Below are 11,700 nucleotides of genomic sequence, written 5' to 3'. Positions count from 1 at the left end.
GGATGCCGATCATGGCGATGACGGCACAGGTGAAGGCAGAGCTGGCCTCCACCCAGATCACGAAGACCTGCTGCCGCAAGGCCGAGGTGGCCTCCCTGCTGCGCTTCGCGGGCGGGCTGCACATCGTCAGCGGACGCATCGTCGTCGAGGCCGAGCTCGACACGGGTGCGGCCGCCCGTCGCCTGCGTCGCGACGTCTCCGAGGTGTACGGCGCCCAGTCCGACGTCGTGGTGGTCCAGGGCAGCGGCATCCGCAAGGGCAGCCGCTACCTGGTGCGCGTGGTCAAGGACGGCGAGTCCCTGGCCCGCCAGACCGGGCTGCTCGACCAGCGCGGACGCCCCGTGCGCGGCCTGCCTCCCGCGGTGGTCGCCGGCAGCGGCTGCGACTCGGTCGCCGCCTGGCGGGGTGCGTTCCTGGCGCACGGCTCGCTCACCGAGCCGGGTCGCTCGTCCTCCCTCGAGGTCACCTGCCCCGGTTCCGAGGCCGCGCTGGCACTCGTCGGAGTCGCCCGTCGTCTCGGCATCCAGGCCAAGGCCCGCGAGGTGCGTGGCGTGGACCGGGTCGTGATCCGCGACGGCGACGCCATCGGCCAGCTGCTGACCCGCCTCGGCGCCCACGAGTCGCTGATGGCCTGGGAGGAGCGCCGGATGCGCCGTGAGGTCCGGGCCACCGCGAACCGCCTGGCCAACTTCGACGACGCCAACCTGCGCCGCTCCGCCCGCGCCGCGGTCGCCGCCGGCGCCCGGGTCGACCGGGCCATGGAGATCCTCGGCGACGACGTGCCCGACCACCTCCGCATGGCCGGCACGCTGCGGCTCGAGCACAAGCAGGCCTCCCTCGAGGAGCTGGGCCAGCTGCACGAGCCGGTGCTGACCAAGGACGCGATCGCCGGGCGGATCCGCCGGCTGCTCGCGATGGCCGACAAGCGTGCCGAGGACCTCGGCATCCCCGACACCGAGTCGTCGCTGACGCCGGAGATGATGGTCGAGGACTCCTGAGGCGTCGACGTACGCGGGTTACCCGCACGTACGTCGGGACGGGTCGGTGCCGACCCGCGGGTTGGCGATAGGGTCGACCTGCACGCCACCCCCGTCCCGGGGTGGAGCCGTCAGCCCACAGAGCAGGAGCAGCAGTGACCGTTCGAGTAGGTATCAACGGGTTCGGCCGGATCGGCCGCAACTTCTTCCGCGCCGTCCGGGCCTCGGGCCTCGACATCGAGATCGTGGCCGTCAACGACCTGACCGACAACAAGGCGCTCGCGCCCCTGCTGAAGTTCGACTCGATCCTGGGCCGTCTCGACGCCGACGTGACGGCGACCGAGGACGCGATCCACGTCGGTGACCAGGTCATCAAGACCTTCGCCGAGCGCGACCCGGCCAACCTGCGCTGGGGCGACCTGGGCGTCGACGTGGTCGTCGAGTCCACCGGGTTCTTCACCGACGCCACCAAGGCCCGCGCGCACATCGACGCCGGCGCCAAGAAGGTCATCATCTCGGCGCCCGCCAAGAACGAGGACATCACGGTCGTGATGGGCGTCAACCACGAGCTGTACGACCCCGCGCAGCACCACGTGATCTCGAACGCGTCCTGCACCACGAACTGCCTGGCCCCCATGGCCAAGGCGCTCAACGACGAGTTCGGCATCGTCAAGGGCCTGATGACCACGGTGCACGCCTACACCGCGGACCAGAACCTGCAGGACAACATCCACTCCGACCTGCGCCGCGCCCGCGCCGCCGCGATCAACGTGGTGCCCACCTCGACCGGTGCGGCCAAGGCCATCGGCCTGGTGCTGCCCGAGCTCAAGGGCAAGCTCGACGGCTACGCGCTGCGCGTGCCCGTGCCCACCGGCTCGGCCACCGACCTGACCTTCGAGGCAGGCCGTGAGACCACCGTCGAGGAGGTCAACGCCGTCATGGAGAAGGCCGCCGACGGCAAGTTCCTGCGCTACTCGACCGACCCGCTGGTGTCCTCCGACATCGTCACGGACCCGGCCTCGTGCATCTTCGACGCCCCGCTGACCAAGGTCATCGGCAACCAGGTCAAGGTCGTCGGCTGGTACGACAACGAGTGGGGCTACTCCAACCGCCTCGCCGACCTGATCGACTACATCGGCGAGACGCTCTGACAGTGACGACGCACGCGAACCTGGAGCAGCTGCTGGAGCAGGGCGTCGCTGGGAAGCGGGTCCTGGTTCGCTCCGACCTCAACGTCCCGCTCGACGGCGCCACCATCACCGACGACGGCCGGATCCGGGCGAGCCTGCCCACCATCCGGGCGCTGGCCGAGGCCGGCGCCCGGGTGGTGGTCGCGGCCCACCTGGGTCGTCCCCAGGGGGCGCCGGATCCGGCGTACTCGCTGGCCCCGGTGGCGGCCCGGCTCGGTCAGCTGCTCGGTGCCGACGTGGCCTTCGCCCGTGACACCGTGGGCGAGTCGGCCCACGAGACCGTCGCCGGTCTCGAGGACGGCCAGGTCGCGGTCCTCGAGAACGTCCGCTTCAACGCCGGTGAGACCAGCAAGGTCGACGCCGAGCGCGAGGCCTTCGCCGGTCGGCTGGCGGAGCTCGCCGACGTCTTCGTCTCCGACGGGTTCGGTGTCGTCCACCGCAAGCAGGCCTCGGTGTACGACGTCGCGAAGCGGCTGCCGCACGCCATGGGCGGGCTGGTGGCCACCGAGATCGAGGTGCTGCGTCGCCTGACCGAGACCCCGGAGCGGCCCTACGTCGTCGTCCTCGGCGGGTCGAAGGTGTCCGACAAGCTCGGGGTCATCGACAACCTGCTCGACAAGGCGGACAAGCTGCTCATCGGCGGCGGGATGGTCTTCACCTTCCTCAAGGCCCAGGGCCACGAGGTCGGCAAGAGCCTGCTCGAGGAGGACCAGCTCGACGTCTGCCGCGCCTACCTCGAGCGCGCGGAGGCGTCGGGCGTGCAGATCCTGCTGCCGGGCGACATCGTGGTCGACACCGCGTTCCCCGGCGGCGGGCGCCAGCCCGAGCCGCGGGTGGTCCCGGCCACCGACATCCCGGCGGACTGCCTCGGTCTCGACATCGGCCCGGCCTCCGGCGCCGACTTCGCGGCGGCCCTGGCCGACGCGCGGACGGTGTTCTGGAACGGCCCGATGGGCGTGTTCGAGGTGCCGCAGTTCGCCGACGGCACCCGTGCCGTCGCCAGCGCCCTGACCGGCATCGACGGCCTGTCCGTCGTCGGCGGCGGCGACTCCGCGGCCGCGGTGCGCACGCTCGGCTTCGATGAGGCCGACTTCGGCCACATCTCCACCGGTGGCGGTGCCTCCCTCGAGTACCTCGAGGGCAAGGACCTGCCCGGCATCGACGTCCTGGAGGACTGACGACCATGGCCAGCACGACCCCCGCCCCCGGGCGCACCCCGCTGATGGCGGGCAACTGGAAGATGAACCTGAACCACCAGGAAGCGGTGGTCCTGGTCCAGAAGCTCGCGTGGACGCTCTCGGACAAGAAGCACGACTACCGCCGCGTCGAGGTGGTCGTGGTGCCGCCGTTCACCGACCTGCGCTCCGTGCAGACCATCGTCGACGGTGACCGGCTCTCGGTGCGCTACGGCGCCCAGGACGTCTCGGTGCACGAGTCCGGCGCCTACACCGGCGAGATCTCGGCCGGCATGCTGGCCAAGCTCGGGTGCTCCTACGTCGTCGTCGGCCACTCCGAGCGCCGTGAGCACCACGGCGAGAGCGACGAGGTCGTCAACGCGAAGGCGCACCGCGCGCTGGCGGCGGGGATGACTCCGATCGTGTGCGTCGGCGAGGGCCTCGAGACCCGCCAGGCGCGCGAGCACGTCGACTACTGCGTCGCCCAGGTCCAGGGCTCGCTGGCGGGCTTCACACCCGAGCAGGTCGCGGGCCTGGTCGTCGCCTACGAGCCCGTCTGGGCGATCGGCACCGGCGAGGTGGCCACCCCCGAGGACGCCCAGGAGGTCTGTGCCGCCATCCGGGAGACCGTGCGCTCCTCGCACGGCGACGAGGCCGCGGACGCGGTGCGCGTGCTCTACGGCGGGTCCGTGAAGGCCGCCAACATCGCCGGCATCATGGCCAAGGACGACGTCGACGGCGCGCTCGTCGGCGGCGCGAGCCTGCAGGCCGACGAGTTCGGCGGCATCTGCCGCTTCTACGACATGCCGGTCCTGTGACCTCCGGCGACGTGACGTAGGATTCGCGACCGTGGAAACGTTCCTCACCATCATCCTCGTCCTCACCAGCTCCGCGATGATCCTTCTCGTGCTCCTGCACAAGGGTCGCGGCGGTGGTCTCTCCGACATGTTCGGTGGCGGTGTGTCGAGCTCGCTCGGCGGCTCGTCGATCGCCGAGAAGAACCTCGACCGGCTCACCGTCGGCACCGGGGTCGTCTGGTTCGCCACCGTGATCTCCATGGGGCTCGTGCTCGCGTACTGATCCGCCCACCCTGATCGACCGTCTTTGAAGGAGAGCTCGTGGCTGGTGGAGGAAGCGCGATCCGGGGCAGCCGGGTCGGTGCCGGACCGATCGGTGAGGCGGAGCGCGGCGATGCCGCCCCGCGCCAGACCGTGACGTACTTCTGCGCCCGTCAGCACCACTCGGTGATCGCGTTCGCGGTCGAGGCGGTGGCCCCCGAGTCGTGGGACTGCCCCAAGTGCGGTCTCCCGGCGAGCACGGACGCCGACAACCCGCCGCCGGCGCGCAAGGTGGAGCCGTACAAGACGCACCTGGCCTACGTGAAGGAGCGTCGCTCCGAGGAGGAGGCGGCCAGCATCCTCGCCGAGGCCCTCAAGCTGCTCCGCAGCCGCCGCAAGTCCGGCGACCTGATCTTCTGACCCTCCGCGAGCCGGCTGGTTTTCAGGCCGGGTCGCGATGCGGCCGGTTTTCTCGAGACGGCTCCAGGCGCCAGTACGGCGATCGACCGGCCCGGCGGAGTGCTTCTGCGTAGCCCTCGCGAATCCTCGTCTCGGCCGTGCGGCTCTGGCCGAACAGGTGCTCCTTGCGGATCACCACGATCAGCCAGCCGAGCCGCCGGGCGGCCTCGCGTCTGAGCCGGTCGTGTTCGCGCTGCTCCGGGGTGGAGTGCCACTCCTCGCCGTCGTACTCGAAGGCGATGCGCAGCTCGGGAACGGCGAGGTCGAAGCGTGCCACGTGGTGGTCGCCGTCCCACAGGTCGAACTGCGGCACCACGTCGATCCCGCACTCCAGGCACCGCAAGCGGAGGATCGACTCGGCCGGCGACTCGGCGCGGCCGTCTGCCAGGGGACCGACCTCCCGGAGGGTGCGGATCCATCGCCGGCCGGCGTACCGCTCGATGCCGGCCAGGAACGCGGCGTGGTCGAAGCCGGGCAGCCGGTGCATGGCGTCGACGCCCGCCAGGGCCTCGTCCGGCCACCGGCGCCGCCCGAGGTCGTGAGCCGTGCGCAAGCGGGTGGTGACAGCCAGGCCGCGGATCCTCGTGACGTCATGCTCGGCCAGGTCCCGCTCACCGCCGGCCGTGATGGAGTTGCGCAGCCGACCGCGGCGGGGCGGGAGGACGACGGAGATGGGTTGCAGCGCCAGGTGCTCGCCGGGCGCCAGGGCTCCTTCAGCCCCGTGCAGCCAGGCCGCGTGCCGGTCGGTGACCACAGCGTCCGGTGGAGCGATGAGGCGCAGCGACTCGGCCCGAAGAGCGACGTCTTCAGTGACGTCGGCGCACACGAGCACGCCCTTGACCGGACGGCGCAGCAGTCCGAGGGCGACGAGCTGGTCCAGCTGGCGGCGCGAGCAGCCGGCCTCGGTGGCCGCGCGGCTGAGGAACGGCCGGTCGAGCGGGAGACCCCAGGCGGGGTCGAGCGTGCCGGCGTCGAGCGTTTCATCGATGTCCATGCGGCGAGGCTGCCCGGAGTGCTCTGCCTCAACCCAGGAACCAAGCCACCTGTGGACAACCGCGACCCGGCCTGAAAAGACCAGCCGGCTCGCGACTTGGCCCGGAAAAGCCAGCCGAGTCGCGGATCAGAGGCGGGACGCGGCCGCGCGGTCGAGGAACCAGGTGGTCTCCTCACGCCCGCGCGGGACGCTGGCCGGCGTCTCCGCGCCGCTCGTGGTCGCGGGGGACAGGGCCCGGGCTACGGCCTCGGCCTTCTCCTCGCCGCTGACCAGGAACCACGTGCTCCGGGCCCGCTCCAGGGCCGCGAAGGTCAGCGTGACGCGGTCGGGCGGTGGCTTGGGGGAGTCGTGGACGGCGGCGACGTCGCGGTCGCGGACGTCGAGCTGCTCGAAGCCGGGGAACAGCGAGGCCACGTGCCCGTCGGGACCGACACCCAGCATCAGCACCTCGAACTGGTCGGCCCCGTGCTCGACCAGGGCGTCCGCATAGCGCTGGGCCGCCTCCTCGGCGGTGGCGACGTCGTCGGTGGAGGGCACCTCGTGGACGTGCGCGGCGGGGATCGCGAGCGCCTCGATGAAGGCGGTCCTGGCCTGGAGCGCGTTGCGGTCCTCGGAGGCGGCGGGCACGAAGCGGTCGTCGCCCCACCACAGCGCGACCTGGGTCCAGTCCACCGGCGGGCTCTCGGTCCCCGAGGAGAGCCGGGCGACCTCGGCGTGGATCGCGCCGGCGATGGAACCACCGGTCAGGACCACGTGGGGGACGCGACCGGCCGACTGGGCGTCGGCGAGCCGGGTGAGCAGCTCGCCGGCCACCGCGGTCGCCAGCGTGGCTGCGTCGTCGTGCACCTCGATGAGGGGTTCGGTGGCCATCAGGAACCTCCTGCCGTACGCCGCTGCGCGCGGTAGTAATCGATGAGGGAGCGGGTCGAGGCGTCCTGCTCGGCGAGGCTGTCGGCGTCCCCGGCGACGGCCGGCCCGACCTCCTGGGCCAGCTGCTTGCCGAGCTCGACGCCCCACTGGTCGAAGCTGTCGATGCCCCAGACCACACCCTGGGTGAAGGTGATGTGCTCGTAGAGCGCCACGAGCTGGCCCAGCACCGAGGGCGTCAGGGCCGGGGCCATGATCGACGTGGTGGGCCGGTCGCCGCCGAAGACCCGCGCCGGGACGACCGACTCCTCGGTGCCCTCGGCACGGACCTCCTCAGCGGTCTTGCCGAACGCCAGCGCCCGGGTCTGGGCGAAGAAGTTGGCCAGCAGCAGCTCATGGACGTCCTGGTCACCGTCGCGCAGCTCGTGGGCCGGGTTGGCGACGGCGATGAAGTCGGCCGGCACCAGCCGGGTCCCCTGGTGCAGGAGCTGGTAGAAGGCGTGCTGGCCGTTGGTGCCGGGCTCGCCCCAGAACACCTCACCGGTGTCGGTGGTGACCTCGGCGCCGTCCCAGCGCACGCCCTTGCCGTTGGACTCCATCGTCAGCTGCTGCAGGTAGGCCGGGAACCGGTGCAGGAGCTGGGAGTAGGGCAGCACGGCATGGGTCTCGGCGCCCAGGAAGCTGGCGTACCAGATGTTGAGCAGCCCCATGAGGAGCGGCACGTTGCGGCGCGGCTCCGCGGTGCGGAAGTGCTCGTCGACGGCGTGCATGCCCTCGAGCAGCTCGGTGAACCGCTCGGGGCCGATCGCGACGACCAGCGAGGTGCCGATCGCGGAGTCCAGCGAGTAGCGACCGCCCACCCAGTCCCAGAAGCCGAAGGCGTTCTCGGGGTCGATGCCGAACTCGGCGACCTTGTCCAGCGCGGTGGAGACCGCCACGAAGTGGCGGGCCACCGCGTCGGCCGCGTCCACGTCGGGGCCGAGCCCCTCCAGCAGCCAGGAGCGGCACAGACGGGCGTTGGTGAGCGTCTCGAGGGTGCCGAAGGTCTTGCTGGCCACGATGAAGATCGTCGTGGCCGGGTCGAGGCCCTGGAGGGTGGTCGCGGCGTCCGTGGGGTCGATGTTGCTGATGAAGCGGCACTCGATCCCGTCCTGCACGTAGGGGCGCAGCGCCTCGTAGGCCATCACCGGCCCGAGGTCGGAGCCGCCGATGCCGATGTTGACGACCGTGCGCACCGGGAGGCCGGTCGCGCCGGTCCACTCGCCGGAGCGCACCTGGCGCGCGAACGCGTAGACCCGGTCGAGCACCTCGTGCACGTCGGCGACCACGTCCTGGCCGTCGACGACCAGGTCGGCGTCCCGCGGCAGCCGCAGCGCCGTGTGCAGGACCGCGCGGTCCTCCGTGACGTTGATGGCCTCACCGGTCAGCATCGCGTCGCGCCGGGCCGCCACGCCTGTCTGCTCGGCCAGGGCCAGGAGCTGGTCCAGGACGGTGTCGTCGAGCAGGTTCTTCGACAGGTCGACGTGCAGGTCCCCGACCGTGTGCGTCAGTCGCTGCACCCGGTCGGGGTCGTCCGCGAACCAGGACCGCAGGTCCGGGACGAAGCCCGTGGAGTGGGCCGCCAGGCGGCCCCAGGCGTCCGTGGATCGTGGGTCGTGGGACGCCGAGGTGCTCATGCCCGGGCCTTCTCCATCTGGGCCTCCACGGTCTCGACGAGCTCGGTCCACGACTTCTTGAACTTGTCGACGCCCTCGGTCTCGAGGACCTCGATGACCTGGTCCCAGTCGATGCCGACACCGCGCACGGCGTCGATCACCTGCTGAGCGCCCTCGGCGCTCCCGGTCACCTGGTCACCCTCGATCTCGCCGTGGTCGGCGACGGCCTCGAGCGTCTTCTCCGGCATCGTGTTCACGGTGTCGGCGACCACGAGGTCGGTGACGTACAGGGTGTCGGGGTAGTCGGGGTTCTTGACCCCGGTCGAGGCCCACAGCGGCCGCTGCGGGTTCGCGCCGGCCTGGGCCAGGCGCGTCCAGCGCTCGCTGCCCATCACCTCCTCGAAGGCGGCGTAGGCCAGGCGGGCGTTGGCGACCGCGGCCTTGCCCCGCAGGTCGAGCGCCTCGGGGGTGCCGATCTCCTCGAGCCGGCCGTCGACCTCGGAGTCCACGCGGGAGACGAAGAACGAGGCGACCGAGTCGATCGTCGACAGGTCGATGCCCGCCTCCTGCGCCTTCTCCAGCCCGGCGAGGTAGGCGTCCATGACGTCGCGGTAGCGCTCGAGCCCGAAGATCAGGGTCACGTTGACGCTGATGCCCTCGGCGGTGGCCGCGGTGATGGCCGGCAGCCCCTCGAGCGTGGCCGGGATCTTGATCAGCACGTTCGAGCGGTCCACGGCCTTCCACAGCGCCCGCGCCGACGCCATCGTGGCCTCGGTGTCGTTCGCGAGATCGGGCTCGACCTCGATCGAGACCTTGCCGTCGTACGACGTGGCGCTGGCGACCGGCGCGAACACGTCACAGGCGTTGCGCACGTCCTCGGTGGTGAGCTCGAAGATGACCTCGTCGACGCTGCGGCCCTCGGCGACGAGGCTGCGCACCTGCTCGTCGTAGCGCTCGCCGTCGGCGATCGCGCCGGCGAAGATGGTCGGGTTCGTGGTCACCCCGACCACGGACTTCTGCTCGACCAGCTCGGCGAGGTTGCCGGACTCGATCCGCTCGCGGGAGAGGTCGTCGAGCCAGATCGAGACCCCTGCGTCGGACAGTGCCTTGAGACGCTCACTCATGTGTTCCTCCTGCGGTCGTGACGGATGCTGACAGTGCCGGGAGAGCGGGGACGCTCAGCCGGCGGCCGCGGCCAGGGAGTCCTGGGCGGCGTTGACGACGGCCTCGGCGGTGATGCCGTACTCGGAGTAGATCCGGGCGTACTCGGCGGAGGCGCCGTAGGTCTCGATGGACACGATGCGACCGTGGTCGCCCACGACCTCGCGCCAGCCCATGGCGATGCCGGCCTCGACGGCCACGCGGGCCTTGACCGTGGCGGGCAGCACGCGCTGGCGGTAGGACTCCTCCTGGGCGTCGAACCACTCGCGGCACGGCATGGAGACGACGCGCGCCTGCACGCCCTGCTCGGCGAGCGCGGTGCGCGCCTCGACGGCGAGCTGCACCTCGGAGCCGGTCGCGACCAGGATGACGTCGGGCTCGCCGCCCTCGGCGTCGAGCAGCACGTAGCCGCCGCGGTGCACCTCGGAGGTGTCGGCGAAGCCGTCCTCGCCGCGCGGGAAGACCGGCAGGTTCTGGCGCGAGAGCGCGAGCCCGGCCGGGCGGTCGGTGGTGCGCATGATGTGCGCCCAGCAGGCGGTGACCTCGTTGGCGTCACCGGGGCGGACCACGTCGAGCCCGGGGATGGCGCGCAGCGCCGCGACGTGCTCGATCGGCTGGTGGGTGGGGCCGTCCTCGCCGAGGCCGATGGAGTCGTGGGTCCACACGTAGGTGACCGGGAGACCCATCAGGGCGGCGAGCCGCACCGAGGGACGCATGTAGTCGGAGAAGGTCAGGAACGTGCCGCCGAAGACGCGGGTGCCGCCGTGGAGGGCGATGCCGTTCATGATCGCGCCCATGGCGTGCTCGCGGATGCCGAAGTGCAGCACGCGACCGGCGTACGGGTCGCCCTTCCACGAGTCGGTGGAGCGGTGGGCGGGCAGGAAGGACGGGGCGTCCTCGATCGTGGTGTTGTTGGAGCCGGCGAGGTCGGCCGAGCCGCCCCACAGCTCCGGCACCCGGCCGGCCAGCGCGTTGATGACCGCGCCCGAGGCCTTGCGGGTGGCCACGTCCTTGCCGGCGGGGAACGACGGGAGGTCGGCGTCCCAGCCCTCGGGGAGGGTGCGGGTGCGCATCCGCTCGAGGAGTGCTGCCTCGGTCGGGTTGGCGGCGGCCCAGCGCTGGACCTCCTCCTCCCACGCGGCCTGCGCGGCCTTGCCCCGCTCGACGGCGGCGCGGGTGTGCTCGAGCACGCCCTCCTTGAGCTCGAAGGTCTTCTCCGGGTCGAAGCCCAGGACCTCCTTGGTCGCCGCGACCTCCTCGGCGCCGAGCGCCGAGCCGTGCGAGGCTCCGGTGTTCTGCGCGTTCGGGGCGGGCCAGGCGATGATCGTCCTGAGCACGATGAAGCTGGGGCGGTCGGTGACGGCATCGGCCGCGACGATCGCGTCGTGCAGCTCCTGGACGTCCTCGACGTACTCCTGGCCGCCGTTGGTCCAGTCGACGGTCTGCACGTGCCAGCCGTAGGCCTCGTAGCGCGCGCCGACGTCCTCGGCCAGCGCGATGTCGGTGTCGTCCTCGATCGAGATCTGGTTGGCGTCGTAGATCACGGTCAGGTTGCCGAGGTCCTGGACCGCGGCGAGGGCGGATGCCTCGGCGCTGACGCCCTCCTGGATGTCGCCGTCGCTGCAGATGGCGAAGACGCGGTGGTCGAACACCGAGGGGCCGTCCCCGGCCTGGGGGTCGAGGAGGCCGCGCTCGCGGCGGGCGGCCATCGCCATGCCCACGGCGTTGGCCACGCCCTGGCCCAGCGGGCCGGTGGTGGTCTCGACGCCGGCGGTGTGGCCGACCTCGGGGTGGCCGGGGGTCTTGGAGCCCCACTGGCGCAGCGCCCGGAGGTCCTCGATCTCGAGGCCCCAGCCGCCCAGGAAGAGCTGCGTGTACAGCGTGATCGAGCTGTGGCCCGCCGAGAGGACGAACCGGTCGCGACCGGTCCAGGCCGGGTCGGCGGGGTTGTGCCGCATGACCTTCTGGAACAGCAGGTACGCCGCGGGCGCGAGGCTCATCGCGGTGCCCGGGTGCCCGTTGCCGGCCTTCTCGACCGCGTCCATGGCCAGCACGCGGGCGGTGTCCACGGCCAGCTGGTCGGTCTCGGTCCATTCGAGGGAGGCGGGAGAGGTCACAGGGTTCCTTCCGGTGCTGACGAGGTTCGTCAAGGGGTGCGTCTCGG

At 71.7% G+C, this 11,700-nt stretch carries 11 protein-coding genes; 6 read left to right on the top strand and 5 right to left on the bottom strand.

The annotated features are described in order from the left end of the window. Nucleotides 1–11: 11 nt before the first annotated feature. The 6 genes from whiA to I601_RS16980 all read left to right on the top strand — a co-directional run bounded on the left by whiA (nt 12) and on the right by I601_RS16980 (nt 4,820). Nucleotides 12–998 carry a DNA-binding protein WhiA gene (gene whiA, locus I601_RS17005; RefSeq protein ID WP_068115163.1) on the top strand — a complete coding sequence of 329 codons (987 nt, stop codon included), beginning with the start codon at nt 12–14 and terminating at the stop codon, nt 996–998. 134 nt (nt 999–1,132) lie between these two features. Continuing rightward, nucleotides 1,133–2,128: a type I glyceraldehyde-3-phosphate dehydrogenase gene (gene gap, locus I601_RS17000; RefSeq protein WP_068112340.1), complete on the top strand. Its 996-nt coding sequence runs from the start codon at nt 1,133–1,135 to the stop codon at nt 2,126–2,128. Nucleotides 2,129–2,130: 2 nt separating this feature from the next. Further along, the gene (locus I601_RS16995) at nt 2,131–3,345 is read left to right on the top strand and encodes a phosphoglycerate kinase (protein WP_418303070.1); all 1,215 of its coding nucleotides are present in this window, start codon (nt 2,131–2,133) and stop codon (nt 3,343–3,345) included. Nucleotides 3,346–3,350: 5 nt separating this feature from the next. Further along, a complete protein-coding gene (gene tpiA, locus I601_RS16990; RefSeq protein ID WP_068112334.1) occupies nt 3,351–4,160 on the top strand; it encodes a triose-phosphate isomerase in 810 nt (269 codons plus the stop codon). A 31-nt stretch (nt 4,161–4,191) separates the two neighbouring features. After that, nucleotides 4,192–4,422, top strand: a complete 231-nt coding sequence (secG, locus tag I601_RS16985; RefSeq protein ID WP_084527749.1) for a preprotein translocase subunit SecG — start codon at nt 4,192–4,194, stop codon at nt 4,420–4,422. Between the two features lie 38 nt (nt 4,423–4,460). Then, nucleotides 4,461–4,820 (top strand): RNA polymerase-binding protein RbpA, encoded by a 360-nt coding sequence (locus tag I601_RS16980; RefSeq protein WP_068112332.1) that lies wholly within the window; start codon nt 4,461–4,463, stop codon nt 4,818–4,820. Between the two features lie 22 nt (nt 4,821–4,842). Here I601_RS16980 and I601_RS16975 read toward each other — a convergent pair whose 3' ends face one another. The 5 genes from I601_RS16975 to tkt form a co-directional block, all read right to left on the bottom strand. Then, nucleotides 4,843–5,853, bottom strand: coding sequence for a hypothetical protein (locus I601_RS16975; RefSeq protein WP_068112329.1), 1,011 nt, complete (start codon nt 5,851–5,853; stop codon nt 4,843–4,845). Nucleotides 5,854–5,979: 126 nt separating this feature from the next. Further along, nucleotides 5,980–6,723 (bottom strand): 6-phosphogluconolactonase, encoded by a 744-nt coding sequence (pgl, locus tag I601_RS16970; RefSeq protein ID WP_068112326.1) that lies wholly within the window; start codon nt 6,721–6,723, stop codon nt 5,980–5,982. Next, complete coding sequence (gene pgi / locus I601_RS16965; RefSeq protein WP_068112323.1) at nt 6,723–8,396, bottom strand: glucose-6-phosphate isomerase; 1,674 nt, start codon at nt 8,394–8,396, stop codon at nt 6,723–6,725. Before pgi ends, pgl begins: the two co-directional genes overlap by 1 nt. Next, nucleotides 8,393–9,499, bottom strand: a complete 1,107-nt coding sequence (gene tal / locus I601_RS16960; RefSeq protein WP_068112320.1) for a transaldolase — start codon at nt 9,497–9,499, stop codon at nt 8,393–8,395. The genes pgi and tal overlap by 4 nt, the downstream gene beginning before the upstream one ends. A gap of 54 nt (nt 9,500–9,553) precedes the next feature. Further along, nucleotides 9,554–11,581 (bottom strand): transketolase, encoded by a 2,028-nt coding sequence (gene tkt / locus I601_RS16955; RefSeq protein ID WP_218917850.1) that lies wholly within the window; start codon nt 11,579–11,581, stop codon nt 9,554–9,556. Nucleotides 11,582–11,700 lie beyond the last annotated feature (119 nt).

The organism is Nocardioides dokdonensis FR1436, assembly GCF_001653335.1.
GTDB lineage: Bacteria > Actinomycetota > Actinomycetes > Propionibacteriales > Nocardioidaceae > Nocardioides > Nocardioides dokdonensis.
This window is presented reverse-complemented; position numbering and strand designations above follow the sequence as displayed.